A 25,656-nucleotide genomic window follows, 5' to 3' on the forward strand; every position below is an offset into this window, starting at 1 on the left:
CAAGCCTTTCAACCCCATCGCTACTGTGCATGGGGTTGTTTTTTCACTTCTTGTTTTGCAGGCGTGCCTAGCGCGCCGGCGCGCTTTTTCTGCCAGACGAGGTGCACCGCGCGCATCAACTCTCGTTGCAATCCAAGCTTGGGGTTCCCGTCGTCGCCGCGAGCCGCTATTCAGAACCGTCATTGTATGGCCGAGGACGTCGCATGAGGAAGCTTGTTGCCATCGGAGCGGTCCTGCTCTGGTCCACAATCGCATCCGCACAGGATCGCACCATCACCGTGGCTTCGACCACCTCGACGGAACAGTCGGGGCTGTTCGGTCATCTGCTGCCGCTGTTTTCGAGGGCCGAAGGCATCGGCGTGAAGGTCGTCGCCGTCGGCACCGGTCAGGCGCTGGACATCGGGCGGCGTGGCGATGCCGACGTCGTGTTCGTTCACGACCGGACGGCCGAAGACAAGTTCATGTCCGAAGGGCAGGGCGTGAAGCGCTTCGACGTCATGTACAACGACTTCGTCATCATCGGCCCCAAGAGCGATCCGGCGCAGATCTCGGGCAGCAAGGACGTGGTCGATGCGCTGCGCAAGATCGCGACGCAGAAGGCGCCGTTCATCTCGCGCGGCGACAAGTCCGGCACGCATGCGGCCGAGCTGAGACTATGGAAGGAGGCAGGCGTCGACCTCAGTGCCGGCAAGGACATTTGGTACCGGGAGATCGGCCAGGGCATGGGTCCGGCGCTGAACATGGCCTCGTCGTCGAATGCCTACCTCCTGTCGGACCGCGGCACCTGGCTGTCGTTCAAGAACCGTGGCGAACTCGCCATCCTGACCGAGGGTGACAAGCGGCTCTTCAACCAGTACGGCGTCATGCTGGTCAATCCTGCAAAGCATCCGAACGTGAAGGCAAAGGAGGGACAGGCCTTCATCGACTGGCTGGTTTCGCCGCAAGGGCAGCAGGCGATCGCCGGGTACAAGGTCGGCGGCGAGCAGCTATTTTTCCCCAACGCGCCCAACTAGGACGAAGGCGACGGTCGAGACCGCGACGCTGAGAGCGAGCAGGATCAGCCCGAGTCCGAGCGCCAGCGGCAGCTCGCCTTTGCTGGTTTCCAGCGCGATCGCCGTCGTCATCGTGCGGGTGAAGCCACGGATGTTGCCACCGACGATGATGATGGCACCGACTTCTGCGATGGCACGTCCGAACGCGGCGAGAAAGGCCGTCAGCAACGAGGTCCGGCCGAGCGCGAACAGCAGGGCCATGCTGCGCAGGGCCGACAGCCCGTCGATCCGCGCCAGGTCGCCATACTCCGCCCACAACAGGCTTGCCGGCCGGTGCACCAGCGCCACCACGATCGGCGTCGCCAGCAGCGTCTGCGCGATCACCATGGCGGCCGGCGTGAACAACAAGCCCGCCGCCCCGAACGGGCCGGACCGCGACAGCAAGAGATAGAGCGCGAGCCCGACCACGACCGGCGGAAGCCCGAGCAGGGCATTGGTCAGAATGATGATGATTTGGCGTCCCCGGAAGCGGGTGATCGCAAGCAGGGCTCCAAAGGGGGCGCCGATCAGGAGCGCCAGGATGCTGGCGGTCAGGCTGACCCGCAACGACAGGGCGACGATGCCCAATAGCTCGGTGTCGGCGTCGCCGATCAGCGCAAAGGCGGCACCGATGGATCGTGCGAAATCGTTCATCCGGTCTCGGGCAAGCCCCTGTTCCGCGGTAGCCCCGCGCCGCCCTTCTCGCTGCTGCCGCTGCCATAATCAAGGGGCGAGGGGGTGGGCAGCCCCGCCGGAGCCGTTGGAGAAGGGCTCAGGATGATCGGTCAACGCGGCCAGGGACCCACAATCGAGGCACCTGGCCGGCCCCGCGGGCGGCTTTCTTCCGGCCTTGGATGCGCTAAGGAACAGGATCGGGTCGCGCCGGCCCAATGGCGGTGCTAGACCCTAATGCAGGAACAATGGAGCCGGGCTGCGACTGGCGCGCCCGCAAGGATGAAGGATGTGACGCAATGATCCAGACCGTTGGCATCATCGGGGCAGGGACCATGGGAAACGGCATCGCGCAGGTCTGCGCGGCCGCCGGCCTCTCGGTCGTAATGGTCGATATTTCCGATGCGGCGGTGAACCGCGGCCTTTCGACCGTCGGCGGAAGCCTCGAGCGGCTGGTCAAAAAAGAGAAGATGTCGGCGGCCGACCGCGAGGCGACGCTCAAGCGCATCACCGGCACCACGGACCGGGCGAAGCTGTCGGATTGCGACCTCGTCATCGAGGCCGCGACCGAGAACGAGGAGCTCAAGGTCAAGATCCTGAAGGATCTCTGCGCCACCCTGTCGCCGCGCACGCTGGTCGCGACCAACACCTCCTCGATCTCAATCACCAAGCTCGCCGCCGCGACCGACCGTCCCGACCGCTTCATCGGCATGCACTTCTTCAACCCGGTGCCGGTGATGGCGCTGCTCGAACTCATCCGCGGCCTGCAGACCTCGGACGACACCCATGCCAAGGCGCTGGATTTCGCCAAGCGCGTCGGCAAAGTGGCGATCACGGCCAAGAACAGCCCGGGCTTCGCCGTCAACCGCATCCTGTGTCCGATGATCAACGAGGCGATCTTCGCGCTCCAGGAGGGCATCGCGACGGCGGAAGAGATCGACGCGGGCATGAAGCTCGGCTGCAACCATCCGATCGGGCCGCTCGCACTTGCCGATCTCGTCGGGCTCGACACCATGCTTTCGGTGATGGAGGTCTTTTACAAGGGCTTCAACGATCCTAAATATCGGCCAGCGCCGCTGCTGAAAGAGATGGTCGATGCCGGCCATCTCGGCCGCAAGACCGGGCAGGGCTTTTACACTTATTCCGCCTGACGAAGGCATTGGCGGCGGGCGCCCAGCGTCCGCCGCCAGATCCCGCAATTTGCGCTGCGACAAAGACGCCGCGTGCGATAGGCCCGACAATGTCGAACGGGCGGCCTGCGGGGATAACGGAACGGATAGCAAAGGACATGTCGGATCGACTGAAGGCCGAGCGGGAAGCTGCGGCCGCGCGCCGGAGCCTGTTGACCCAGGATGCGATCGAGCGCACCGGGATCACCGAGGAGATGATTGGAGAACTCGTCACCCGCTTCTACGGACGCGTGCGCGAGGACGCGCTGTTGGGGCCCGTCTTCGGCGTCGTGCAGAATTGGGACGAGCATCTCGCCAAGCTCAGGGATTTCTGGTCGTCGGTCGTGCTGATGAGCGGCCGCTATCATGGCTCGCCGATGCGGGCACACCTGCCGCTCAGCCTGGCCGGCGGCCATTTCGATCGCTGGCTCGACCTGTTCGAGCAGACCGCGCGCGAGGTCTGCCCGCCGGCGGCGGCTGCACTCTTCATCGACAAGGCGCGTCGTATCGCCGACAGCTTTGAGATGGCGTCGGCAACACTTGCGGGCCGCATCGCTTCGCCGCGTCACGTGCTCAGGTCGTGAAGGACACGATGCCTGCGTGGGATTCCGCATCGCATCGTGGCGTCGCAGCAATTCCTCCATCATCGGATCTGATCTGCGAAATCATCATGCCATTCGCGCAACGCGATGTAGAAATCGCGAAAACGCGCTTGAACGCATTTACTCCTACGCAATCAATGCGAGCAAAGCCATATTGATGCACTGCGGCGCCAAGTCTTCGCCTTGTTTTCGGCAGAGTTCCAGCGCCTGCTAGCGGGCATGGCTCGCGCATCGTTCGATACCCATTCATCATCTTCCGAAAATGCTACGGAACCCGACGTCGAAGCGGGCACCGAACAGACACGGCGATCCCTGCTGCTCGGTGCGATGGCCACGACGGCGTGTCTCGGCTGTTCAACCAGGGCCCGCGCAGGTGAGGATCCGCCCGGCTCGGACGAGCGGCCGCAGAAAGGCGATCTGCTCGTCTTTTCCGAAGGTGACCAGGAGGGAAAGCTCATCACTGCGGCTGATCTACGGGTCGGTGGACCGCCGATCCATGCCTGGCCGAAGGACCCCACCACATCGGTGGTGCGCAGCGCCTCGCGGCTCAACGAAATCCTGATCATCAAGCTCGATCCCGCCGACCTCGACGAGAAGACCCGCGCGCGCGCCGTCGACGGCATCATCGCCTATTCGGCGATCTGCTCGCATGCCGGCTGTCCCGTCACCGCCTGGGTGAAGAGCGATGTCGGCGACAAGGAGGTTTTCAAGTGCATGTGCCACAACTCCGAATTCGATCCCCGCGCGGGCGCGCAGGTCGTGTTCGGGCCGGCGCCGCGGCGGCTAGCAGCGCTGCCGCTGGCGCTCGCTGACGGTTCGCTCAGCGTCGCCGGCAATTTCATGGGAAAGGTAGGTGGCACACAGCCAGGATGATGGACGGTTGCGGGCTGGGCCCGCCTCACGACTAGCCGCCACCGCCGAAGGGCGGAAGACGGGACGAACGACAAGAAATCACAAAAAGAATTCAAGCGGATGAAAAAGGGGAACGTCCATGAAAACTTCCATGATCAGGAAGCAATGGTTACTGTCCGGCTTGGTCGCCTTCACGTGTCTTGCCTCAACCGCCGCTCTATCGGGGCCGATCGAGAGTTATTCTCCGGTCACCGCGCAGCGGCTGGAAAACCCCGAGCCCCACAACTGGATGCTTTACCGGCGCACCTATGACGGGCACGGCTATAGCCCGCTCGATCAGATCAACACCTCCAACGTGAAGAACCTCACACCGGTCTGGACCTTTTCCACTGGCGTGGTCGAAGGCCATCAGGCCCCGCCGATCGTCAACAATGGCGTGATGTTCGTGACGACCCCAATGGGCCAGGTGATCGCGCTGAATGCGAAGACCGGCGACGAATACTGGCGCTACAAACGGCAGCTTCCTGACGATCTGTTCCAGCTGCATCCGACCAACCGCGGCGTCGGCCTGTGGGAGGACAAGCTCTACCTCGCCACCACGGACGACCACGTGGTCGCGCTCGATGCCAAGACCGGCAAGGTGCTGTGGGACACGAAGGTGCAGGACTACAGGAAGGGGCAGTACCTCACCCTGATGCCCTTGATCGTCGACGGTAAGGTCATTGTCGGCGGCTCCGGCGGCGAGTTCGGCGTGCGTGGCTATATCGTTGCTTATGATGCCAAGGAGGGCAAAGAGTTGTGGCGGACCTACACCATCCCCGGTGAAGGCGAGCCCGGTCATGACACCTGGCAAGGCGACGACTGGAAGAACGGCGGCGGGTCGGCCTGGATGACAGGCAATTACGACAAGGAGACCAGGACGATCTATTGGGGTGTCGGCAATGCCGCGCCATGGCCCGGCGACTCGCATCCCGGCGACAATCTCTACACAGCATCGGTGCTCGCGCTCGATCCCGACACTGGCAAGATCAAGGCCTATCACCAATACCACCAGAACGATTCCTGGGATTGGGATGAGGTCGACGCGCCGATGCTGATCGATTTGCAACGCAACGGCCGCACCATCAAGAGCCTGGTCCATCCCGGCCGCGACGCGATCTTCTGGGTGCTGGAGCGGACTCCGACCAAGATCAATTACGTCGCCGGATGGCCGTTCGTCTTCACTGACGTCTGGAAGGGCATCGACGAGACCGGCAAGCCGATCGTGGATCCAGCGCACAAGCCGGTGATCGGCAAGCGCGTCGAGTTCTGTCCCTCGCTGTGGGGCGGCAAGGATTGGCCATCGGCGGCCTACAGCCAGAGGACCGGCCTCGTCTACGTGCCTGCCAACGAGAATTTCTGCGGCGGCTTTACCGGCGAGAAAGTGCCACTCAAGCCGGGCGAGCTCTGGCTCGGCACCAAGCCGGAAGACATCGGCCTGAAGACAAAGCCGGGCGCGGATCATTTTGGCGAGCTCCAGGCCTGGGATCCCGCGACCGGAAAGAAGGTCTGGCAGCACAACTTCCCCAAGTCGCATCTGTTCGGATCGGTCACCGCGACCGCGGGCGATCTCGTCTTCGTCGGCGGGACCAACGACCGTTATTTCCGCGCCTTCCACGCCAAGACGGGCGAACTGCTGTGGGAGCAGAAGACCAACTCCGGCATCGTCGGCATGCCGGTGTCATATGAGATCGACGGCACGCAGTACATCGCGATCCAGTCGGGCTGGGGCGTCGACGCGCAGCGCATCCAGGATGCGCTCGTGACCAACAATATCGGCATCGAAGCCAACGTGCCGCAGGGCGGCGTCGTCTGGGTCTTCGCGCTGAAGAAATAGCTCCGCGGGCGGATCGAAAGAAGCGGAGCAGCGGGGGGTGGCGAATGCGGCGGATGGCAACATCCGCCGCATTTGTTTGCGATGGGCGTCGAACGCGCCATGCACTCGTCGTCATGCCCGGGCTTGTCCCGGGCATCCACGTCTTCGTGCCGCGGCAAGGCCGTGGATCGCCGGGACAAGCCCGGCCATGAGGGCATGTGGTGCGAGGACTACTTCCCCTCGCGCTCGACCTCGTCCTTCTCCTTCTGGTTCATCTCGCGAATCTTGGGATCCGGATTGTGCTGCCCGGTGGTCTGGGTGGCGGAGGCGGGTGGGGCGTTGGCGTTCGGCAGCGAAGTCTGGTCGGGGCCGGTGGGGCGCGTCGCGGTGGTCGGCGGCGTCGTGTTGCTCTGGGCGAATGCGCCCGCGGCGGTCAAAAGAAAGGCGCCCGACAGCGAGACTGCGAGCGCACTTGAGATGTTGGTCATCGATCTGCTCCTGTCAGATCGATGGAAACGGCGCGAGGCGGCTTGTGTTCCGCCTCGCACTTCGGTTCCGTCTCACGCCTCCAATTGCTTGCCGATCGGAAGCGCGCGGATGCGTTTTCCCGTCGCTGCGAAGATCGCGTTGATCAGGGCTGGCGCGAACGGAGGAACGCCGGGCTCGCCGACGCCGCTCGGCGGCGTGTCGGGTCCGGGCGGCACGATGTAAACGTTGGTCACCACAGGCGAGTCGTCCATCCTGACGACCTGGAAGTCGTCAAAATTCTTCTGCTGCACCTTGCCGTCCTTGAAGGTGATCTCGCCGTATTTGGCGAGACTGAGCCCCATGATCGCCGCGCCCTCGATCTGCGAAGCGATGCGCTCGGGGTTGACATAGGTGCCGCAATCGATCGCCGTGTCGACCCGCGGCACCGTCAGCTTGCCCTTGTCATCGACGGCGACCTCGACGATGGTCGCGATGTAGCTGACGAAGCTGCGGTGCACGGCGATGCCGAGACCGTGGCCCTTCGGCACCTTTCGTCCCCATTCGCCCTTCTCGGCGACCAGCTCGACCACCTTGCGCAGGCGCGCGGTGTCGATCGGGTAGCTGTCCTGGGGCTCGCCGTAATTCCAGAGGTCCTTCACGTTGGGCTTGACGATGCGAGGCGAGCCGATCAGCTCGAGCAGCATGTCTTTCTGGTCGCGGCCCGTTGCCTGCGCGATCTCGCCGACCATCGACTGGACGGCGAAGGCGCGCGGGATGTTCGAGACCGCGCGGAACCAGCCGATGCGGGTGAACGCCGCGGCTTCCGGGTTCTCACACGAGATGTTCGCGATCTCGAACGGCATATCGACCAGGCCCATGCCGATCTCGAACGGCGCCTGATGCACCGTGCCGGCGGCAAAGGTCGAGGCGATGCTGGGAGCCACGCTGCGGTGGCGCCAGGCGATCACCTTGCCGCTCTTGTCGAGGCCGGCCTCGATCCGCTCGACCGAGACGGTGTGCAGGAAGCCGTTGTGGATGTCGTCCTCCCGCGTCCACTGCACCTTCACCGGCGCGCCGAGCTCCTTCGAGAGCAGCGCGGCTTCGAGCGCAAAGTCGCATTTCGACTTGCGTCCGAACCCGCCGCCGAGCAGCGTCACGTTGACCGTGACGTTGGCCTCGGGAATGCCGAGCGTCTTGGCGACGTCCTCGCGGGTGCCGCCGGGGCTCTGAACCGGCGCCCAGATCTCGGCCTTGTCGCCCTTGACGTCCGCGACCGCCACCGGCGTCTCCATGGCGACATGGGCGAGATGCGGAAGGTAGTATTCGCCGACGATCACCTTGTCGGCGCTCTTCAGGGCAGCGTCCGCATCGCCCTCCTTGCGCAGCACGAGCCCCGGCTTGCGCGAGGCCTCCTCGAGCTCCTTGCGGTAGGCGACGGAGTCGTACTTGCCGTTGGGACCGTCGTCCCAGGTCAGCTTCAGCGCGTCGCGGCCCTTGATCGCCGCGCCTGTGTTGCGCGCGATCACCGCGACGCCGCCGAGCGGCTGGAATTTCGAGGGCCACGGCCAGCCGCGCACCTGCATCACCTTCTCGACACCGGGGACCTTCAGCGCCTCCGCCGGCTCGAACTTGACCAGCTTGCCGCCGGTCACCGGCGGACGGGCGATCACGGCATATTTCATGCCGGGCAGCCGCACGTCGGCGCCGTAGTTCGCCTTGCCGGTGGTGATATCGTGGAGATCGACAATGCCGATCTGGCCCTTGCCGAGATAACGGAAGTTCTTGGGGTCCTTCAGCTTGAGGCCCTCGATGCTGGGCACCGATTCCTTGGCGGCGTCGGCAGCGAGCTCGCCGAAGCCGAGCTTGCGGCCGCTGGCGCTGTGCACGACCTCGTGGTTGACCGCCTTGACCTCGGTCGCCGGCACGCCCCAGCGCTTGGCCGCGGCCTGCTCTAGCATTGTGCGAGCCGAAGCGCCGATCTGGCGCATCGGGATCAGATAATGCCGCGTGCTGCGCGAGCCGTCGGTGTCCTGGTTGCCGAACTTGACCTCGTCGCCATGGGCTTGCTGCACCTTGACCCTGGACCAGTCGGCCTCCATCTCCTCGGCCACGATCAGCGGCAGGCTGGTGCGCACGCCGGTGCCCATTTCCGAACGATGCCCGACGATGGTGACGATGCCATCCGCGCCTACCGAAACGAACACGCGCGGATCGACCACGACGCCGTGCGGCATCTTGCCGGCGCCGGTCTCATAGGCGAGCGCCTGGCGCGACATCACGGGGGCGGCGAGCACGAAGCCGCCGGTGACGCCGAGCCCCTTCAGGATGCTGCGGCGCGACACCTTCTCGACCTTGATGTGCTTTTCGAAGCCGCGAAGCTTGCGGGGATTGTCGATGAAGTTCATGTCACACTCCCGTCGATGCGAGATGGACGGCGTTCTCGATGCGCTGATAGCAGCCGCAACGGCAGATGTTGCCGGCCATCGCCTCGCGGATCTGGTCGTGTGAGGGTTTGGGATTCTCCATCAGAAGCGCCGCGGCCTGCATGATCTGGCCGGCCTGGCAGAAGCCGCATTGGGGCACGTTGACCTGACGCCACGCCTTCTGCACCGGGTGATCGCCGTTCGGATGCAGCCCTTCGATCGTGGTGACCTCGCGTCCGGCGACGTCGTTGACGGACGTGATGCAGGCGCGCACCGCTTGCTTGTCGACGATGACCGTGCAGGAGCCGCACAGGGCCTGGCCGCAGCCGTATTTGGTGCCGGTGAGACCGGCCTCGTCACGCAGGAACCAGAGTAGCGGGAGATCCGGGTCACCGTCCCAGCTCTGTTCCTGGCCGTTGATCTTCACCTTGATCATGATCGTGCCTCGCTCTTCATAAGCATGCCAAATTCAAAGTCCGCCGACGCCGGTCGGCGACCGCTCGTGCGTCGTCTCGCCACATCCCGCCGTAGTCCCGCGCGGGCAAATCCCGGAGGGAGGCAGGAACGCAGGTAGCGATGTCTGGATGTGCTCGATACCTCCCGTTTTCTTCTTAATTGATTGTACGTCGTGCGGCATCGTGACGGCGCGACCCTAGCAGAGATCGCGCCGACCCGGCGTTCACAGCCGAGTGTTCTCACCGGGAAAAGATTGCATCGACGGTTTGTCAAAAGCAGGGCGCGTCATCCGCCACGTTGCCTATCAAATGGACGCAACGAAAAAAGCTTCGTCCGCCGGCTGCACCGAACGGACGAAGCAGTAGGCCTCAGTCGAGGGAGGGAGAACGCAGAGCACCGCGAACTTCAAGCAGGAAGCGGACGGTCCTGCGCAGTCATTCAGAGACCAGGACTGAGGAGCCGATGGTCCTCACCCACGCGTGGTGCAGAAGCGGCGGCATCGCGCCGCGGTGGTCCCGGCAGCGGGGACCCGTGAGGCTCGCTGGCGGCAACGAACGCCAGCGAGTTGCAGATGGTGTAGCCAAGATCCGGCGGCCGGCCAGTTCAGGCGGGCGTCCAGGCAGTCTTCCTAAGCGGCTTTGGCCTTCGCGACATGGGTCGCGATCGCGTCCATCAGGGGCGGGGACAGGCAGTCATAGGGCTCGAGGCCGATCTCCTTCAGCCGCGAACGGATGCCGGCCATCTGCTCGGGCTTCACACCCGATTCGATCACGGAGGAAACGAAGGCGGCGAATTGCGGCGCCTGCGAGCCCTGCTCCTGGAACAGTTCGGGATGGATGAAGTCGAGGCCGTAGAACGGATGGTTCTTGTTCTCGATCCGGCCGTACATGTGCGTGCCGCAGGCCTTGCAGGCGTAACGCTGGATCACCGCGGAGGGGTCGACGATTTGGAGCTTGTCGCCGTTCTCGAGCACGGTGACGTTCTGGCGCGGCACGACGGCGACGACGGAGAAGGTCGCGCCCTGCGGCTTCCAGCACTTGGTGCAGCCGCAGGCGTGATTGTGGGCGACGTCGCCCTTGATGCCGACCTTCACCGGATGGTCGCTGCATTTGCAGGCCAGCGTGCCGCCGGCGAAGCTGCCGCTGCCTTGCTTGATGCCGTTGTCAATCGAGGGATGGAGTGCAACAGTCATGGTCGATCCTCCTTGGTGTGACGTTTTCGAGCTAGAACACGACGACTGAACGGATGGATTTGCCCTCGTGCATGAGATCAAAGCCCTTATTGATCTCCTCGAGCTTGAGCACGTGGGTGATCATCGGATCGATCTGGATCTTTCCGTTCATGTACCAGTCGACGATCTTCGGCACGTCGGTTCGCCCGCGCGCGCCGCCGAAGGCCGTGCCGCGCCAGTTGCGGCCGGTGACGAGCTGGAACGGGCGGGTGGCGATCTCCTTGCCGGCCTCGGCGACGCCGATGATGATCGAGGTGCCCCAGCCGCGATGGCAGGCCTCCAGTGCCTGGCGCATCACGGTGGTGTTGCCGGTGCAGTCGAAGGTGTAGTCGGCGCCGCCGTCGGTGAGGCCGACGAGGTGCTGAACGATGTCGCCGGTGATCTTCTTCGGGTTGACGAAGTCGGTCATGCCGAACCTGCGACCCCATTCCTCCTTGGAATCGTTGATGTCGACGCCGATGATCTTGTCGGCGCCGGCCATCTTGGCACCCTGGATGACGTTGAGGCCGATGCCGCCGAGGCCGAACACGACCACGTTGGAGCCCGGCGTCACCTTGGCGGTGTTGACGACGGCGCCGACGCCGGTGGTGACGCCGCAGCCGATGTAGCAGCTCTTGTCGAACGGCGCGTCCTCGCGGATCTTGGCGACCGCGATCTCGGGCAGCACGGTGAAGTTCGAGAAGGTCGAGCAACCCATGTAGTGGTAGATCGGCTTGCCCTTGTAGGAGAAACGGCTGGTGCCGTCGGGCATCACGCCCTTGCCCTGCGTCGCGCGGATCGCGGTGCAGAGATTGGTTTTCTGGCTGAGGCAGCTTTTGCACTGCCGGCATTCCGGCGTGTAGAGCGGGATGACGTGATCGCCCGGTTTCACCGAGGTCACGCCGGGGCCGATCTCGCGGATGATGCCGGCTCCCTCATGTCCCAGGATCGACGGGAAGATTCCCTCGCTGTCGAAGCCGTCGAGCGTGTAGGCGTCGGTATGGCAGATGCCCGTCGCCTTGATCTCGACTAGGACTTCGCCGGCCTTCGGGCCTTCCAGATCGACCTCGACGATCTCGAGCGGCTTCTTGGCTTCGAAAGCAACGGCGGCACGTGTCTTCATCGGTAGCTCCTCAAATTCTCATCAGGCGCCAAGAAGTAGTCCTGGCAGCCCTCGTAACGTTCATTTCTTGCCCATGCAGGCGTCTTCAGCCTGGGTATAGGCCTCCGTCTTCTCCTCCTTTTTCGCAGGACGCTGCCGGCCCAAGGCGTCGGTGGAGCGCGCGCGGAGATAGACGTAGAGATCGTCCATGTAGCAGGCGACGTTCGGGTTGTCGCCGAAGGCCGGCATGACGTTCTCCTGCGCGGCCGAGATGTTCTTGCGGCCGGAGGCGACCACGCCGAGGAAGTCACCGTAGCTCATCGACTTCACGGAATCCCTCAGCGCCGGCGCGTATGTCGATCCCATGCCGTCGGGGCCGTGACACACGTGACAGTCCGAATGATAGCGGCGGTATCCGGAATAGGTGAACCAGTCCACGGTGCCGTCGGCCGAAATCTTGTAGGTCGGGTTTCCGTCCTTATCGAGCCACTTTCCGTCGTCTTCCTTCTTCACGGCGGTCGGGTCGCCCGGACCCTCTGCGACCGCGCTTCCTCCGGACACAACGAAGATCATCATCACAGCAATGACAGAGCAGATTTGACGCAAGAGATTGTTCCTCGGTCGGCATTCGGTGGAGACGAGCCGGCGCGTGGAGCGATCCACGCGCCGGAGCGATGCTGACGGGTTTAGTTCGGCAGCGAGAACACGGTCAGGGTACCGCCGAGCGCCGTGTAGTTGCTGAGGGCCGCGTAGCCGCCGACCGCACCGAGGCCTGCGGTCGGGTCGGTCAGGCCTGCCGCCAGTCCGATGCCGGCCCAGCCGCCCACGCCGGAGAGAATGGCAATGTATTGCTTGCCATTGTTCTCATAGGTGGTGACGTTGCCGATGATGCCCGAGGGAGTCTTGAACTTGTAGAGCTCCTTGCCGGTCTTGGCGTCGACCGCCTTCAGGTAGCCTTCGAGCGTGCCGTAGAACACCACGCCCCCGGCGGTTGCGAGCGCACCCGACCAGACCGAGAACTGCTCCTTGTTCGACCAGACGATCTTGCCGGTCTTGTTGTCCCAGGCGATGAAGTTGCCCATGTGGCTTTCGCCCTGCGGCGGATACATCGAGAGCGTCGCACCCACATAGGGCTGACCCGCGGTGTAGCTCACCTTGAACGGCTCATAGTCCATGCAGACGTGGTTGGTCGGAACGTAGAACAGCTGCGTGTCCGGCGAGTAGGCTGCCGGCTGCTGGTCCTTGGTGCCGAGCGCGGCCGGGCAGATGCCCTTTGTGTTCTTGTCCTCTCCGCCGTGCTCGGTCGAGTATTGTGCGACGACCTTGGGACGGCCGTAGGTCGGCGAGTTCTTGTCCATGTCGACGCCGCTGGTCCAGTTCACCTTCGGGTCGTACTTCTCGGCGACCAGCAGTTCGCCGCTCTCGCGGTCCATCGTGTAGGCGAGGCCGTTGCGGTCGAAGTGCGTCAGCAGCTTGCGGTTCTGGCCGTTGATCTGCTGATCGCTGAGGATCATTTCGTTGACGCCGTCATAGTCCCATTCGTCGTGGGGCGTCATCTGGTAGACCCACTTCGCCATGCCGGTGTCGGCATCGCGGGCGAAGATCGCCATCGACCATTTGTTGTCGCCGGGACGTTGCTTCGGGTTCCAGGTCGAGGGATTGCCCGACCCGTAATAGACGAGGTTCAGAGCGGGATCGTAGGAGATCCAGCCCCAGGTGCAGCCGCCGCCGATCTTCCACTGATCGCCCTGCCAGCTCTTCAGCGAAGAGTCCGGGCCGACCGGCTTGCCGAGCGAGGTCGTCTTCGCCGGATCGACCTTGATCTGATCATCCGGGCCTGTGGAATAGGCGCGCCAGACCTGCTTGCCGGATTTGAGGTCGTATGCGGTGACATGGCACTGCACGCCGAACTCGCCGCCGGAGATGCCGACCAGGACCTTGTCCTTGACGACCAGCGCAGACGACGTGCCGGTCTCGCCCTTCGCGGGATTGCCGTTGGTCGCCGACCAGGCCACCTGGCCGGTCTTGGCGTCGAGCGCGACGAGGTTGGTGTCGGCCTGATGCAGGATGATCTTGCCGTCGCCATAGGACAGGCCGCGGTTGACGGTGTCGCAGCACATAACGGGGATGACGTTGGGATCCTGCTTCGGCTCGTATTTCCAAACGATCTTGTTCTCTTGCGAAAGGTCAATGGCGTAGACCTTGTTCGGGAACGGCGTATGGACGTACATCATGTTGCCGATGATCAGCGGGCCGCCTTCGTGGCCACGCAGTACGCCGGTCGAGAAGGTCCAGGCAACTTGGAGTTTCCCGACATTCTGTGCGTTGATCTGGTTTAGCTTCGAATAGCGGGTATTGGCGTAGTCGCCCGCCGGCATCACCCAGTCTTTCGGGTTTTGCGACATCTTGATCAGCTCGTCATTTGCTGAAGCGCTGCCGACGGCGAGAGCCGCCGCCGAACCAAGACAGGTCGCCAGAAGCACCTTGCGCATAGTCATTCCTCCGTTGGTCTCGTTTATTATTTCCGAAGCATTGCTCAATCGCCGGGCTTCTCGTCCGGCGTCTGCTCGTGCAGGGCGGTCACGATGGGGACCAGAAACGATGCTGTGCTGTTTCCTCCTCCTGATGAGAGCCACGGGTCCACGTGCAGGAGCGGCCCGTTCTTGTTGTTCCTGCCGCAATCCCTAACGGCTTCGCCATCGGGAAACTTGCCCAAGAGCGAAGGCGGTTTGCTCGACAGCGCACGGAGGTGAAGATTTTGATTTTGCAGTAGCGAATTCAGCGGCTTCGGTGCGCCCTCGAGGCCGGCCTCGGCGCTCAGGTTCCCCTTGACGGCGCTGCAACTAAGGCGGAGGATTAAGTTTCAAGAGTGGCAATGGAACGATGGCGCTCGTTGCAAGAGACCGCTCAAATGCGAGGTAAACGTCACGCAATCACGGTTGAGGGCTCCGGCAGCGCTGGTTGCGATTCGCGCCGAACCTCCGGATCAAATCAGTGGCTGGATTAATGTCCGACACCATTCACACGCTCTCGACGACCGGAATGACGCCGAAGCGGCAGATCCAGAGCTGGATCGACGGGCTCACGAGCCTGTGCGGGCATTTCGACGTCGATCCGCTGGAAGCGTCCTCGCTCGAAGGTCGCATCGATTACACCACGGTCTCGCGCCTGAAGCTCTGCCAGATCGAGGTCAGCCAGCATCGCATCGCGCACACGCTGGCGCGCGCCAAGGCCAATGAACACCCGTACATAAAAATCCACTTCCAGACCTACGGCGTGTCTTATTTCGAACAAGAAGGCCGTCACATCGAGATCAATCCGGGCGACATCATCGCCTATGACGTCTCCTGTCCACATTCGATCATCAGTCCCGCCTTCACCCGTCACGACGTGGTGATCGTGCCGAAGGCGCTGCTGCGCGACCGCGGATTCCCGTCGCAGCGGATGCCGGCGTGCAAATTGACGGCGAAGACGGGGACCGGGCGGATCGCCCACGATTTCGTCCATGCCACCTTCGACGAGGCGGCAAAGCTGTCGGCCAACAGCGCGGTCGGCGTCGCCGATTCGCTGATCGACCTGTTGCTGCTGCCGCTGCGCGAAGCCGACACGATGTTCGATCGTGTCGGGCCCGAAGCGATGTATGTGCGCGCGCAGTTCTTCATCCGGGAGCACTTGCGCGACCCGGATCTGTGCATCGACCAGATCTCGGCCGAGCTCGGTTGCTCCAAGCGCTATCTGCACATGCTGTTCTCGGAGCGCGGCACCACGGTGAGCGACTACATCTGGCAGGCGCGGCTGCAGAACTGCCGCCAGGAGCTCGAGGCCCACGCCGGCAAGACCATTACCGACGTCGCCTTCTCCTGGGGGTTCTCCAGCTCATCGCATTTCAGCCGGGTGTTCCGAAAATACTTCGGCGTGGTGCCGTCCTCGATCCACAAGGCACAGCAGGGCGCGGCGAGCTCGGGCGAGCATTAGACGCGGTTTTTCCAGAAGCGGCGAGGCCGTCCTCCTGATGCGCCCAACTTTCTGATCAGGCCGGCTCGAGGCCCAACGACTTCGCGCTCTCGATCCAGATCGGCAGCTCGCGCTGGTACAGCGCATTAGTCTCCTTGAAGCCGATTGCGGGCTCGAGCACGAAAGTCGAGAGAACCTCCTTCACTTTCGGATCGGTGTTGGCGGCGACGCAGAGCTCGGCCAGGCGGTCGACGACGGCTTGCGGCGTCGCCTTGGGCACGGCCCAGCCGGTAAATCCGCTCACGGTGAAGAATTTCGACGTCGCGCCCTGCTCGGGAAGGGTCTTGATCGCGGGGATCGCATCGACCTTCTTCGAATGCACGGCGAACACCGTGCCGCGGTCGCTTTGCAGGACCGACTGCGCGGCCGTGTAGCTGCCCATCGCGGCATCGAGGGTGCCTTCCAGCATTCCCGTCCACATCGGCGCCTCGCCGCGATAATGCACCGGCTCGATGTTGAGACCATACTGCTTGTTGAGCTCGTTGACGGTCATGTGCGGGGCCGAGCCCGCGCTGTAGGTGCCGAAATTCACCTTGCCGCTCTTGCGCGCGAAGGCGACGAAATCCTCCAGCGTCTTGACCCCGGTTTTCGGGTTCGCGACCAGCAACAGGCCCGCGCCGGGAATGACGCTGACGAGCGTCAGATCCTTGTCCATGTCGTAGCCGGGATTTTTCATCACCACCCGGTTCATGATGTAGGTGGTCGAGATCGAGCACAGGATGGTGTGGCCGTCGGGCTCGGCGCGGGCGACTTCCGCCGTCCCGATCGCGCCGGAGGCGCCGGGCTTGTTCTCGATGACGACGGTCTTGCCGACCTGCTTGGAGATGAACTCGCCATAGGCGCGCGCGAGCAGGTCGGTCTGGCCGCCGGCGGGATAGCTGCAGATCATGCGAATTTGCCGCGCCGGCCAGCCGCCCTGCGCCGATGCGCCGCGCGCGACGAACGGCATCGCCAGTGCACTGGTACCGGCGGCGATGAAGTGGCGGCGATCGAGCTTGGCGGACATGATTCTCTCCCTGATTTTTGCCGAACCTACTGCATCAGGCCGTCGCTGCCATGGGCCGCAGGCGAGACAGATTGGCGCATTGGCTCGCACTGCGTTCGGGCCGCGGGAGCCTCACCGCTGGATGATCTTCGTCCAGACATCGCCGAGGATCGCGGGCTCGCGCGGCGGCAGATAGGTGAGGCCGGCCTGCTTGCCGAATTCGGCGATCTTGCCCGAAGCCGTGAGCTCAGTCAGCGCCTTGTTGACGGCCGCGATCAGCGCGCCATCGCTGGCGAGCCCGACATAGCCGCGATTGGCTCCGATCGGATAATAGTAGCCGGACGCCGTGATCGCCGTGTCCGGGTGCGCGGCGCGATGGGCGTCGAAGCGGGCAAGATCGATCAGCGTCGCGTCATGGTCGCCGCGCTCGAGTCCGCCGAGGAGATCGTCGCGGCCGGGGACGAGATGGGTGATGTTGTCGATCAGGCGCCCCTTGTCGAAGGTCATCAGGATGGCGTCGCCGAGCGATCCGCTTTCGATGGCGAGACGAAGGCCGGCGAGATCGCCGATGTCGCCGACCTTGCGCCCGCGGGCCTTTGGCCCCAGCACCACCGTCATCGGCGAATAGATGTAGGGCTGGCTCGGCGCGAGCACGCCGAGCGGGACGCGGCGCCGCCGATCGTCGCGCGTGGCGCCGGCGAAACCCGGCAAGCGCGCCGTCTTCATCCCGGGTGCGACAAGCGAATCCTGCGTCAGCGCGTAGCCACCGACCAGCGAGCAGCGCCCGTCCGAGAGCAACGCATTGGCCTCGAGCTGCGGGCTCGAATCCTCATCCAGCCTGCTCTCGAACCACTGGATCTTCAGCGGGCGTCCCATCCGCTCGGCGATCGCCTGCGCCAGCAGCACGTCGAAGCCGGCATCCGGCTTGTCGCGGCGATGCACCGAGAGCGGCGGCCGGTCCTCGTCGAGACAGACCTTCAGAGGATCGTCGGCTGCGAGAGCGACCGACGCCATCGCGGACAGAACGGCCGCAACGCTCCAGGCAACGCGCCGGCCCCTCATGGCTTCCTCCGGCTGGAGACGAACGCCCAGAGGTTTCCGATCTCGTCGTCGCTGAGAATGTCGGCCCAGGGTGGCATCTTGTTGTTCTTGCCGTTCTTCACCGTGGTGACGAAGCGCGTCTTGTCGTCGGGAATGGCACGCAGATCCGGCGTGACGGTGCCGGAATTCATCAGATTGGGGCCGTGGCAGTGGGAGCATTTCGAGGCGTAGGTCGACTTACCATGGTCGATCTGCGCCTGCATGGAATTGCCGGTGGTGTCATCGGCGCGGACGGTCGCCGCATGCGCGACCGAGAGCACCGCGACGGCGGCGATCATCGCCGCCGTCTTGTGAGAGATCACTTTCAGCATCGTACCCGTGTTTACTGCTTGACCGCAAAGACCCACAGCGAGCCGCCGGGCGGCACGTTGGCAAGCCGCTCGTCGCCGGAGAACAGCGAGTAGACGCCGCCATAGCCGCTCGTCACGGCGACATACTGCACGCCGTCCTGCTGCCAGGTCACCGGCTGTCCCTCGATGCCGGAGCCGGTCTGGAACTGCCAGAGCTTCTTGCCGGTGTCGGCGTCGAAGGCCTCGAACTCGCCGGTCAGCGCGCCAGAGAATACGACGCCTCCGGCCGTCGAGAGCACGCCGGAGAAGCGCGGAATGTCGCTCGGCGCTTCCCATTTCGATTTGCCGGTCATGGGATCGATAGCCTTGAGATGGCCGCGCGGCCCGTCGCCGTATTCCCAGAGGTCGGTCAGGTCCATGCCGAGGTACCATTCGCCCTGCTTGTAGGTGACGGGCTCGGTCTTGTACCTGCCGCCGAAGGCGAGCGTGTTGGCATAGGCGAGGCCGGTCTGCGGATTGAACGACATCGGCTCCCAGTTCTTGCCGCCGAGGATCGAGGGATACACCGTCACCTTCTTGCCCTCGCGTGCGTCCTTCGAGATGTCGGTCTCGATCGGACGTCCGGTCTTCATGTCGATGCCGGTCGCCCAATTCACCTTCACGTAAGGATTAGCCGCGAGCAGCTTCCCGTTGGTGCGGTCGAGCACGTAGAAGAAGCCGTTGCGGTTGGCATTCATCAGCGTCTTGGTCGGCTTGCCCTCGATGTTTACGTCGGCGAGCACCATCTCGGCCACGGCGTCGTAGTCGAACGGATTGTTCGGCGAGAACTGGTAGTGCCACTTGATCTTGCCGGTCTTGGGATCCAGCGCCAGCACGGAGCAGGTGTAGAGATTGTCGCCGGGGCGCACCGCCGAGTTGAACGGGCCGGGATTGCCGGTGCCCCAATACACCGTGTTCAGCTCGGCGTCATAAGAGCCCGTGATCCAGGTCGAGCCGCCGCCGAGCTTCCAGGTGTCGCCCTTCCAGGTGTCGCCGCCGGGCTCGTCCGGCGAGGGGATCGAGTGGGTTCGCCAGAGATGCTTGCCAGTCGCCGGATCCCAGCCGTCGATGAAGCCGCGGGTGCCGAATTCGGCGCCGGAAATGCCGGTAATGACGACGCCGTCGGCAACGAGCGGGGCCACCGTCATCGAATAGCCTTCCTTGATGTCGGCTGCCTTCTGCCGCCACAGCTCCTTGCCGTTCTTGGCGTCGATGGCAACCACGTGGGCATCGAGCGTCGTACGGAACAGCTTGCCCTCGTGAATCGCGACGCCGCGGTTAATAATGCCGCAGCAGACGATTCGCGGCGTCTCCGCCGGATATTCGATCTTGCTCTTCCAGATCTGCTTGCCGGTCTTGGCATCGACCGCCATCGTGGCATTGTGCGAGGTGACGTAGATGACGCCCTGATAGACGATTGGCTGTGATTCCTCGCTCCGATCGTCATTGAAGCTGTAATTCCAGATTGGGACGAGATTCTTGACCGTATCCTTGTTGATCTGCTTCAGCGTCGAGAACCGCTGGAGATTGTAGCCCATTCCGTAATTGAGAACGTTCGATGTGTCGGTCGCACCCTTGACCAGCTGCTCGGTGGTTTGTGCATTTGCACAGGTTGACGCAAGCATGACGAGGCTCGCGGCCATCGCAAAGCGTTTCATCCGTTCCTCCCAAAATGCGCGCCTTTTGACGCTGCGGCTGCAACACTCCGTCGGAAACCAAAACGCGTCAATACGAAAGTCGTAACTGCCGTGCCGATATCGTCGGCGGTCACCTGACGAAAACCTGACAAAGGCAACTCCAACTTGTGCGCAGACGCTGAGAAATTCCGCGACGCGAAGCACTATTGGGAGCAGGGCAATGCATCTCTACCGGTTGTGGCGCGCGCAAGTTGCAGGTCCGGACTTGAACCGAGGGCCGCTTGCGGGTTTATCTCGGCTCTGCCCCATTGATCTGGGGGCTATGTCAGGGAGGTCTCGATGATTTCGGCTCGCTCGATTGCCCTTGCACTTGTGATTGCACTTTCGGCCGGCCCGGCGTGGTCGGCCTCCGGCAATGCGGTCAAGTTGTTCGACACCGACAATGACGGTACGCTCGATCTTGCCGAGGTGAAGAAGGTGGCCGCCGCCTCGTTCGCAAAGCTCGATCCCGATCGCGACGGCACGCTCGATGCGCGCGAATTGCGTGGACGGTTGAGCGCGAAAGAACTCGCCGCGGCAGACCCCGACCGCGACGGGACCCTCACCCTCGACGAATATCTGTCGGTGGTCGAGCAGCGTTTCAACGCAGCCAATCCCGACAAGGATGGAACGCTGGATGCGAAGGAGCTGAATTCGCGTGCCGGGCGCGCGCTCGTACGATTGCTCCGGTGAAGCGCCGCAAGCGGAACGGGCATGACGGGCGTAACGTTTGCGATCATTCCGGCCTGACGCTCGGGAACATCGGGCTGCTCGGCCTGTTTCTCCGCATGTCCTGCCGGCGCCGGGGCTGCGCTGCGGGAGAAAAGGAGATGCAAATGAATACGAAGCGTTCCCTTCTTGCTGCCTGCGCAATCCTGACGCTGAGCGCCGGGGTTGCGGTCGCCGGTCCCTGCAACACCGGCAGCGCCAGCACCGACAAGACCGACAAGGATGCCGGTTCTGGCCCTGTCACCGTGGGCTCCGCGCAATCGCACACGTCCGGTTCGGCGAGCGATAGCAGCCAGCATCCGCCGACCAGCACGATGAACCGGGCCAGCGGTGAATCGCCGGCGTCGTCCGAGGATGCGCAGCGGCAAATGCAGAGCGAGCCGACGGCGGCTCAGCGCGCCGCGGGCGCCAAGCCGAATGCCGAAATGGCCGACAAGGACTGCTGACGGCACCGTTGTCGATTGGACGCGCGGTGCATTGCACAAGGCGGTGTCTCGCTGGTCGTGTTTGACCAGGAGGGAACTTGCTTTGTCCGAGAGAGAAATTGCGGCCGCGAAGTATCGGCACAGACGTGACGGCAGTCGAATCGAGGCTTGAACTGCACTCGACGCAGCCCTAGGTTTTTCGCCGCGCGATGTCGCGCTCAATACCTTGGGAGACCCGAATGGCTTGGAAAGCTCCGAAGATCGTGGAAGTGCCGGTCGGCATGGAAATCAACATGTACGCCTGCGCCTCGCGCAAGTAAGACCGACGACCTGCCGCGGCTTCGATGGCAAACGCCGTCGGAGCCGTGGCAGTGTCGGATCTGCGCCTCGCCGTGCTCCATGCTTTGCGGATCGCGCGAAAGCCGCACGTGGAGGGGCTTCAATTCTTTCCCCGCAAAATTTCGACCGTGCTCTGCGGCAGTGTGTTACGCTGACGCCCGGTCAGCGCTGCTGCCGGATCACAGCGGCGCGCGCCTTTGGGGCACGGGATGGGCGGCAGAGCCTGCAAGTTCTGGACGGTGATCGTGTGCGCGATCGTGCTGGCGCCGGCGCGCAGCAGCGCCGAGGCAGGTTTTGATACCGAGCACATCTTCGGCTTCATGATCGGCACCGATATCGGCAATGTCGGCGAGCGCGAATTCCAGACCCAGACGACGGGGCGCTTCGGCAAAGGCGGGGGCGCTTATCGCGCCCTTGAACATGAGGTCGAGATCGAGGTGGTGCCGCTGCCGAATTTTCGTGTCGAAGTCGGCGGCACCGCCAGCTTGCACCACATTACCGGCGTCCCTGACATCGACGACCGCCGCCAGTTCAACTTCCAGGGCATCTCGCTCGACCTGCGCTATCGCCTGCTCGACCGTGAGCGCGCACCATTCGGCCTCACCATTGCGGCCGAGCTCCACGGCGACCGCATCGACGAGACCAGCGGCGCGAAAGGGCGGATGTACGGCACCGAATTTACGCTCGCCTTCGACCGCGAACTCATTCCGAACTTCGCCATCGGCGCCCTCAACCTGATCTACCAGCCGGAATGGGCGCGCTTCGAGATTGGAGGGGCATCCGAGAAGAGCTCGACGATCGGGGCCGCGTTTGCCGGCCTGGTTCGCGTGCGGCCCAATGTGCTGCTTGGCGGCGAGATGCGCTACTTCCGGCAATATGAGGGCATCGGCCTTAGCGAGTTCTCAGGCCAGGCCCTGTTTGTCGGCCCCACCGCCTATTTCCAGCTCTCCGAGCGTTCCCGGCTCACCGCAAGCTGGAGCATGCAGGCCTGGGGGCGCCCGGCCGGCTCAGGCGGCAATCTCGACCTCGTCAATTTCGAGCGGCATCAGGCGCGATTGGTGTTCGGCGTGAACTTCTAACACGGAAGGTCGTCATGCTCGGGCTTCTCCCGGCTACGCGGCCTAAGCCGCTTCGGCGAGGCGACGGCCCGGGCATCCACGTTCTTTGTTCCACGAGGCAAGGCGTGGATGGCCGAGCCCGGCCATGACGAGGCTTCGGCGCTATGAAACTTCCCCCTCCTTCGCGCGTAGCTTCATGTGCTAATCTCTCCATCGCCCCCTTGCGAGAGGATCCCGGCATGAACCCGATTGACCTGGTGGTGACTGTGTGCGCGGTGCTCTCGCCTGCGACCTGCGAGGAGCGGCATCTGGTGTTCCACTATTCCGGGTCGCCGCGGCAATGCGCGATGGCCGCGCCGCCCTATATCGCGCAATGGGTCGGTGAGCATCCGAAGTGGCACGCGGTGAAGTGGCGCTGCGAATATCCACACCCGAACGACAAGGCATAGCAGCTCCAACGGAGAGCCGCTGCGCTACTTGGTGCAGTCCTTCAGATCCTTGTCCGCAATCGAGAACACTGCATCCGCCTTGATCTCGATATCGCGGACGATGCACTGCCGTGCATTGGGGTAGCTGACCCTGGCGTCGTAGCGGCCGGGCTCGACGCCGGTGATGCGCAACCGCTCGTCGTGGTCGACCTCCTTGTCCTTGTCATTCAGGCACTGGTTCGGACCCCAGTCGGTCTTGCCGGCGGGTGCGAGCTGGAAGCCGGAGATGGTCTCCGTCGTGAGATTCCAGAGCCTTATGCCCTTGCCCTTGGTCTGCGCGGCGGCTTCGCCGGCAAGCGTCAACAACGCGGTCAAAGCAAGAACCCCACGCATCAGCCAGTCCTCCCAAAGGGCGCCGTCATTCCCTGATCAGGCGCTCGCGGTTCTTTGCCTTGTCGAAATTCTTGGCGCGGTCAAGGCCGTTTGGTGCGATCAGCTTCGCCGAGACGAGATCGGCGCCGTCGAAATCGGCGTCGATGACGATGGCGCCGGTCAGATCGGCTCCGCCGAGTTGGGCGTTTTTCAGTGATGCGCCGCTCAGATCGGCGCCCCTGAGGACTGCGAATTCGAGGTCGACGCGCGACAAATCGGCGTTGCGCGCGTTCAGCCGTTCCAGCTTGGCGGATCTCAGCACCGCGCGCATCAGTCCCATCGACTGGTTGCGCATATCGGCGCCGAGATTCGCGTCCGCGATCGAGGCGCCGACCAGGCTTGCGCCGGTGAGGTCGGCAGCGATGCGCGCTCCTGACAGGTTCGCACCGTCGAGACGCGCGCGGGCCATTTGCGAGGCGAATAGATTGGCGCCCTTCAGGCTTGCGCCGGTAAGATCCGCATCCAGCAGCCACGCCTGATCGAGGATCGCACCGTCCAGCCGGGCGTCTCGAAGTATTGTCTTGTTGAGCCGCGCGGCGCGGAGAACCGTGTTGGACAGGTCCAGCCCCGAGAGATCGAGACCCGACAGGCGTTTGCCGGTGAAATCGGCAGGCTGCTTTGGGCTCGCTTTGGCCAACATGGCCTCGACCTCCGGCCTCGTCATTTCAGCCGAGACCATCGCGGGGGAGGTGAGGTCGACGCCACGCATCATGTCCTGCGCGCCCGCCGTCACCGCAACGAGTGCGAGGCTAAGCGCTGCAAGACCAAGCGTTGCGAAGGCGACTGTTCGTGTCATCATCAGCTCCGCCGCCCGCTAATCTAGCACGTCCGCCAGGCGACCGGCTATGAGGCATCTCGCTCAGTGCGGTCGCCTTGAGTTCGTTGCGCGAGGCCGGCCTTTATCGCCGCAATTTCGGCTTCGCCGCGTGTGTCGCGCGGGATGCCGATAGGCACCTCGGCCACGATCCGCGCTGGTCGCGGCGATAGGAAGAACAGCCGGTCGCCCAGGCGCACGGCATCGTCCAGGCTGTGTGTCACCAAAAGCGTCATCACCGGCCGGCTCGCGACGAGCGTTGCAATCTCATCGCGCAGGCGTCCGGCGAGAGCGTCATCGAGCGATGCCAGCGGTTCGTCGAGCACCAGAATATCCGGCTCGACGGCAAAGGCGCGGGCGAGCGCCACGCGCCGGGCCAAACCCAGCGAGAGCTCACCGGGATAGTGGTCGCGATGCGCTTCCAGCTCCAAAATCCTGAAGAGCTCGGCGAGCTTGGCATCAGCGACATCGGGCGCAGCCAGCCGCACATTCTGCTCGACCGAGCGCCACGGCAGCAGGCGCGGCTCCTGGAACACCATGCCGATCCGTGCCTCCGGCGGTCGCGCGACGTGGCCCGCAAAGTCGTGGTCCAGTCCCAGGATGATACGCAGCATCGTGCTCTTGCCGCAGCCCGAGGGGCCGATCAGCACGCCGACCTCGCCGGATTGCAGCGCGAACGTGACGGGCGCCAGCACCTCGTGCGTTCCGCCCGCGGCACTCCTGAAAGTCTTGCCCGTGATATCGACCTCAAGCCGCACGGGGCCGCCACCTGTTTGCGCGGGCTTCGAACGGCTGCACCAGCAAGGTTTCTATGACGAGCACGACGGCGGCGAAGGTGAGGGAATAGGCCAGCAGCCGCGGCGTGTCGAACAGCTGGAAGGCGACGCCGATCTCGAAGCCGACGCCGTTCGGCCGCCCCAGCAGCTCGGCGACGAGCACGATCTTCCACACCAGCGACAGGCCGGAGCGGGCCGAGGCCGCGATATAGGGCGCCAGTTGCGGCAGCACGACGTGGCGGAAGGCGCGCCAGCGCGGCATTGCGAACACGCTCGCCATCTCGTCGAGCGAACGGTCGAGCGCGCGCGTGCCCTCGCGCAAGGTGACGATGGCGGTCGGCAGCTTGTTGATGGCGATCGCTGCGATCGCGGCGGCCTCGGTGAGGCCAGCCCAGATATAGGCCAGCACGATCACGACCAATGCGGGCAGGTTGAGCAGCAGGATCAGCCAGGGATCACCGAGCCGGTCGGCGAGCTTCACCCGGCCCATCAAATAGCCGATGGCACTGCCGAGCGACATCGCGAGTGTGAAGGCGAGCGCGACGCGCGCCAGCGTGGCGCCGAGATGCAGGAATAGCGCGCCGCTTGATGCTTCCGCGATCATCACCTGAAGCACCGCCGGCGGGGAGGGCAGCTTTGCGCCGCCGACCGCGAGCGCGGCAATCCACCAGATCGCGAGGAACAGGGCGAACGACAGCAGGCGCAGCACC

27 protein-coding genes are annotated in these 25,656 nt (G+C 63.9%); 11 read left to right on the forward strand and 16 right to left on the reverse strand.

Annotation, left to right across the window (positions count from 1 at the left end):
• The first annotated feature begins 203 nt into the window (after positions 1-203).
• Positions 204-1,013, forward strand: a complete 810-nt coding sequence (locus XF30_RS12935; protein WP_109142930.1) for an ABC transporter substrate-binding protein — start codon at positions 204-206, stop codon at positions 1,011-1,013.
• On the opposite strand, the gene XF30_RS12940 is transcribed toward XF30_RS12935, so the two are convergent.
• The gene (locus XF30_RS12940) at positions 987-1,685 is read right to left on the reverse strand and encodes an ABC transporter permease (RefSeq protein WP_036007971.1); all 699 of its coding nucleotides are present in this window, start codon (positions 1,683-1,685) and stop codon (positions 987-989) included. The genes XF30_RS12935 and XF30_RS12940 overlap by 27 nt on opposite strands.
• 317 nt (positions 1,686-2,002) lie before the next feature.
• On the opposite strand from XF30_RS12940, the gene XF30_RS12945 reads away from it, so the two are divergent.
• The 4 genes from XF30_RS12945 (at position 2,003) to XF30_RS12960 (ending at position 6,202) form a co-directional block, all read left to right on the forward strand.
• A complete protein-coding gene (locus XF30_RS12945; protein ID WP_036007996.1) occupies positions 2,003-2,854 on the forward strand; it encodes a 3-hydroxybutyryl-CoA dehydrogenase in 852 nt (283 codons plus the stop codon).
• Positions 2,855-2,991: 137 nt separating this feature from the next.
• Positions 2,992-3,456, forward strand: coding sequence for a group III truncated hemoglobin (locus XF30_RS12950; protein WP_036029348.1), 465 nt, complete (start codon positions 2,992-2,994; stop codon positions 3,454-3,456).
• 237 nt (positions 3,457-3,693) lie between these two features.
• On the forward strand, positions 3,694-4,347 hold the full coding sequence (locus XF30_RS12955; RefSeq protein WP_036007969.1) for a QcrA and Rieske domain-containing protein: 654 nt from the start codon (positions 3,694-3,696) through the stop codon (positions 4,345-4,347).
• 130 nt (positions 4,348-4,477) lie between these two features.
• Positions 4,478-6,202, forward strand: coding sequence for a methanol/ethanol family PQQ-dependent dehydrogenase (locus tag XF30_RS12960; protein ID WP_085969009.1), 1,725 nt, complete (start codon positions 4,478-4,480; stop codon positions 6,200-6,202).
• A gap of 209 nt (positions 6,203-6,411) precedes the next feature.
• On the opposite strand, the gene XF30_RS12965 is transcribed toward XF30_RS12960, so the two are convergent.
• The 7 genes from XF30_RS12965 to xoxF5 all read right to left on the reverse strand — a co-directional run bounded on the left by XF30_RS12965 (position 6,412) and on the right by xoxF5 (position 14,332).
• Positions 6,412-6,669: a hypothetical protein gene (locus XF30_RS12965; RefSeq protein ID WP_109142931.1), complete on the reverse strand. Its 258-nt coding sequence runs from the start codon at positions 6,667-6,669 to the stop codon at positions 6,412-6,414.
• Between the two features lie 72 nt (positions 6,670-6,741).
• Complete coding sequence (locus XF30_RS12970) at positions 6,742-9,054, reverse strand: xanthine dehydrogenase family protein molybdopterin-binding subunit (RefSeq protein WP_036029355.1); 2,313 nt, start codon at positions 9,052-9,054, stop codon at positions 6,742-6,744.
• A gap of 1 nt (position 9,055) precedes the next feature.
• On the reverse strand, positions 9,056-9,508 hold the full coding sequence (locus XF30_RS12975; protein ID WP_109142932.1) for a (2Fe-2S)-binding protein: 453 nt from the start codon (positions 9,506-9,508) through the stop codon (positions 9,056-9,058).
• A 648-nt stretch (positions 9,509-10,156) separates the two neighbouring features.
• Positions 10,157-10,720: an S-(hydroxymethyl)glutathione synthase gene (gene gfa, locus XF30_RS12985; RefSeq protein ID WP_036007953.1), complete on the reverse strand. Its 564-nt coding sequence runs from the start codon at positions 10,718-10,720 to the stop codon at positions 10,157-10,159.
• Between the two features lie 31 nt (positions 10,721-10,751).
• A complete protein-coding gene (locus XF30_RS12990; protein ID WP_027574628.1) occupies positions 10,752-11,861 on the reverse strand; it encodes an S-(hydroxymethyl)glutathione dehydrogenase/class III alcohol dehydrogenase in 1,110 nt (369 codons plus the stop codon).
• A 60-nt stretch (positions 11,862-11,921) separates the two neighbouring features.
• Entirely contained in the window at positions 11,922-12,413 is a 492-nt protein-coding gene (locus XF30_RS12995) for a c-type cytochrome, methanol metabolism-related (RefSeq protein ID WP_036007993.1), read from the reverse strand.
• A 113-nt stretch (positions 12,414-12,526) separates the two neighbouring features.
• On the reverse strand, positions 12,527-14,332 hold the full coding sequence (gene xoxF5 / locus XF30_RS13000; protein WP_036029357.1) for a lanthanide-dependent methanol dehydrogenase XoxF5: 1,806 nt from the start codon (positions 14,330-14,332) through the stop codon (positions 12,527-12,529).
• Positions 14,333-14,846: 514 nt separating this feature from the next.
• On the opposite strand from xoxF5, the gene XF30_RS13005 reads away from it, so the two are divergent.
• The gene (locus XF30_RS13005; RefSeq protein WP_025037738.1) at positions 14,847-15,815 is read left to right on the forward strand and encodes a helix-turn-helix domain-containing protein; all 969 of its coding nucleotides are present in this window, start codon (positions 14,847-14,849) and stop codon (positions 15,813-15,815) included.
• A 55-nt stretch (positions 15,816-15,870) separates the two neighbouring features.
• Here the strand turns inward: XF30_RS13005 and XF30_RS13010 are convergent, their stop codons facing one another.
• The 4 genes from XF30_RS13010 to XF30_RS13025 all read right to left on the reverse strand — a co-directional run bounded on the left by XF30_RS13010 (position 15,871) and on the right by XF30_RS13025 (position 19,927).
• Positions 15,871-16,860 carry a Bug family tripartite tricarboxylate transporter substrate binding protein gene (locus tag XF30_RS13010; protein WP_036007944.1) on the reverse strand — a complete coding sequence of 330 codons (990 nt, stop codon included), beginning with the start codon at positions 16,858-16,860 and terminating at the stop codon, positions 15,871-15,873.
• Between the two features lie 111 nt (positions 16,861-16,971).
• Positions 16,972-17,901, reverse strand: coding sequence for a substrate-binding periplasmic protein (locus XF30_RS13015; protein ID WP_036007940.1), 930 nt, complete (start codon positions 17,899-17,901; stop codon positions 16,972-16,974).
• Entirely contained in the window at positions 17,898-18,251 is a 354-nt protein-coding gene (locus XF30_RS13020) for a c-type cytochrome (protein ID WP_036029363.1), read from the reverse strand. Before XF30_RS13020 ends, XF30_RS13015 begins: the two co-directional genes overlap by 4 nt.
• 11 nt (positions 18,252-18,262) lie before the next feature.
• Entirely contained in the window at positions 18,263-19,927 is a 1,665-nt protein-coding gene (locus XF30_RS13025; RefSeq protein WP_109142933.1) for a methanol/ethanol family PQQ-dependent dehydrogenase, read from the reverse strand.
• A gap of 318 nt (positions 19,928-20,245) precedes the next feature.
• On the opposite strand from XF30_RS13025, the gene lanM reads away from it, so the two are divergent.
• The 5 genes from lanM to XF30_RS13050 all read left to right on the forward strand — a co-directional run bounded on the left by lanM (position 20,246) and on the right by XF30_RS13050 (position 22,945).
• The gene (gene lanM / locus XF30_RS13030) at positions 20,246-20,638 is read left to right on the forward strand and encodes a lanmodulin LanM (protein ID WP_036007934.1); all 393 of its coding nucleotides are present in this window, start codon (positions 20,246-20,248) and stop codon (positions 20,636-20,638) included.
• Positions 20,635-21,120, forward strand: a complete 486-nt coding sequence (locus tag XF30_RS13035; RefSeq protein WP_225127670.1) for a hypothetical protein — start codon at positions 20,635-20,637, stop codon at positions 21,118-21,120. Before lanM ends, XF30_RS13035 begins: the two co-directional genes overlap by 4 nt.
• 218 nt (positions 21,121-21,338) lie before the next feature.
• Positions 21,339-21,419 (forward strand): pyrroloquinoline quinone precursor peptide PqqA, encoded by an 81-nt coding sequence (gene pqqA / locus XF30_RS13040; RefSeq protein WP_008562446.1) that lies wholly within the window; start codon positions 21,339-21,341, stop codon positions 21,417-21,419.
• Positions 21,420-21,647: 228 nt separating this feature from the next.
• Positions 21,648-22,517, forward strand: a complete 870-nt coding sequence (locus XF30_RS13045; RefSeq protein ID WP_109142934.1) for a DUF6662 family protein — start codon at positions 21,648-21,650, stop codon at positions 22,515-22,517.
• 218 nt (positions 22,518-22,735) lie between these two features.
• Positions 22,736-22,945, forward strand: a complete 210-nt coding sequence (locus XF30_RS13050) for a hypothetical protein (RefSeq protein WP_036007926.1) — start codon at positions 22,736-22,738, stop codon at positions 22,943-22,945.
• A gap of 24 nt (positions 22,946-22,969) precedes the next feature.
• Here the strand turns inward: XF30_RS13050 and XF30_RS13055 are convergent, their stop codons facing one another.
• From XF30_RS13055 to XF30_RS13070, 4 genes are read right to left on the reverse strand one after another with little or no spacing between them, the layout of a single operon-like run.
• Complete coding sequence (locus XF30_RS13055) at positions 22,970-23,317, reverse strand: hypothetical protein (RefSeq protein WP_109142935.1); 348 nt, start codon at positions 23,315-23,317, stop codon at positions 22,970-22,972.
• Between the two features lie 25 nt (positions 23,318-23,342).
• A complete protein-coding gene (locus XF30_RS13060; RefSeq protein WP_036007988.1) occupies positions 23,343-24,152 on the reverse strand; it encodes a pentapeptide repeat-containing protein in 810 nt (269 codons plus the stop codon).
• 47 nt (positions 24,153-24,199) lie between these two features.
• Positions 24,200-24,928: an ABC transporter ATP-binding protein gene (locus XF30_RS13065; protein ID WP_109142936.1), complete on the reverse strand. Its 729-nt coding sequence runs from the start codon at positions 24,926-24,928 to the stop codon at positions 24,200-24,202.
• The gene (locus XF30_RS13070; RefSeq protein WP_036007920.1) at positions 24,918-25,655 is read right to left on the reverse strand and encodes an ABC transporter permease; all 738 of its coding nucleotides are present in this window, start codon (positions 25,653-25,655) and stop codon (positions 24,918-24,920) included. Before XF30_RS13070 ends, XF30_RS13065 begins: the two co-directional genes overlap by 11 nt.
• Position 25,656 lies beyond the last annotated feature (1 nt).

Origin of the sequence: Bradyrhizobium sp. SUTN9-2 (assembly GCF_003122645.1) — a bacterium.
Lineage (GTDB): Bacteria > Pseudomonadota > Alphaproteobacteria > Rhizobiales > Xanthobacteraceae > Bradyrhizobium > Bradyrhizobium yuanmingense.

Excerpts from the sequence above, each read along its gene's own strand:
- XF30_RS12935 (WP_109142930.1), top strand. The coding sequence starts at position 204 with ATGAGGAAGCTTGTTGCCATCGGAGCGGTCCTGCTCTGGTCCACAATC.
- XF30_RS12940 (WP_036007971.1), bottom strand. The coding sequence starts at position 1,685 with ATGAACGATTTCGCACGATCCATCGGTGCCGCCTTTGCGCTGATCGGC.
- XF30_RS12945 (WP_036007996.1), top strand. The coding sequence starts at position 2,003 with ATGATCCAGACCGTTGGCATCATCGGGGCAGGGACCATGGGAAACGGC.
- XF30_RS12950 (WP_036029348.1), top strand. The coding sequence starts at position 2,992 with ATGTCGGATCGACTGAAGGCCGAGCGGGAAGCTGCGGCCGCGCGCCGG.
- XF30_RS12955 (WP_036007969.1), top strand. The coding sequence starts at position 3,694 with ATGGCTCGCGCATCGTTCGATACCCATTCATCATCTTCCGAAAATGCT.
- XF30_RS12960 (WP_085969009.1), top strand. The coding sequence starts at position 4,478 with ATGATCAGGAAGCAATGGTTACTGTCCGGCTTGGTCGCCTTCACGTGT.
- XF30_RS12965 (WP_109142931.1), bottom strand. The coding sequence starts at position 6,669 with ATGACCAACATCTCAAGTGCGCTCGCAGTCTCGCTGTCGGGCGCCTTT.
- XF30_RS12970 (WP_036029355.1), bottom strand. The coding sequence starts at position 9,054 with ATGAACTTCATCGACAATCCCCGCAAGCTTCGCGGCTTCGAAAAGCAC.
- XF30_RS12975 (WP_109142932.1), bottom strand. The coding sequence starts at position 9,508 with ATGATCAAGGTGAAGATCAACGGCCAGGAACAGAGCTGGGACGGTGAC.
- gfa (WP_036007953.1), bottom strand. The coding sequence starts at position 10,720 with ATGACTGTTGCACTCCATCCCTCGATTGACAACGGCATCAAGCAAGGC.
- XF30_RS12990 (WP_027574628.1), bottom strand. The coding sequence starts at position 11,861 with ATGAAGACACGTGCCGCCGTTGCTTTCGAAGCCAAGAAGCCGCTCGAG.
- XF30_RS12995 (WP_036007993.1), bottom strand. The coding sequence starts at position 12,413 with ATGATCTTCGTTGTGTCCGGAGGAAGCGCGGTCGCAGAGGGTCCGGGC.
- xoxF5 (WP_036029357.1), bottom strand. The coding sequence starts at position 14,332 with ATGCGCAAGGTGCTTCTGGCGACCTGTCTTGGTTCGGCGGCGGCTCTC.
- XF30_RS13005 (WP_025037738.1), top strand. The coding sequence starts at position 14,847 with ATGTCCGACACCATTCACACGCTCTCGACGACCGGAATGACGCCGAAG.
- XF30_RS13010 (WP_036007944.1), bottom strand. The coding sequence starts at position 16,860 with ATGTCCGCCAAGCTCGATCGCCGCCACTTCATCGCCGCCGGTACCAGT.
- XF30_RS13015 (WP_036007940.1), bottom strand. The coding sequence starts at position 17,901 with ATGAGGGGCCGGCGCGTTGCCTGGAGCGTTGCGGCCGTTCTGTCCGCG.
- XF30_RS13020 (WP_036029363.1), bottom strand. The coding sequence starts at position 18,251 with ATGCTGAAAGTGATCTCTCACAAGACGGCGGCGATGATCGCCGCCGTC.
- XF30_RS13025 (WP_109142933.1), bottom strand. The coding sequence starts at position 19,927 with ATGAAACGCTTTGCGATGGCCGCGAGCCTCGTCATGCTTGCGTCAACC.
- lanM (WP_036007934.1), top strand. The coding sequence starts at position 20,246 with ATGATTTCGGCTCGCTCGATTGCCCTTGCACTTGTGATTGCACTTTCG.
- pqqA (WP_008562446.1), top strand. The coding sequence starts at position 21,339 with ATGGCTTGGAAAGCTCCGAAGATCGTGGAAGTGCCGGTCGGCATGGAA.
- XF30_RS13045 (WP_109142934.1), top strand. The coding sequence starts at position 21,648 with ATGGGCGGCAGAGCCTGCAAGTTCTGGACGGTGATCGTGTGCGCGATC.
- XF30_RS13050 (WP_036007926.1), top strand. The coding sequence starts at position 22,736 with ATGAACCCGATTGACCTGGTGGTGACTGTGTGCGCGGTGCTCTCGCCT.
- XF30_RS13055 (WP_109142935.1), bottom strand. The coding sequence starts at position 23,317 with ATGCGTGGGGTTCTTGCTTTGACCGCGTTGTTGACGCTTGCCGGCGAA.
- XF30_RS13060 (WP_036007988.1), bottom strand. The coding sequence starts at position 24,152 with ATGACACGAACAGTCGCCTTCGCAACGCTTGGTCTTGCAGCGCTTAGC.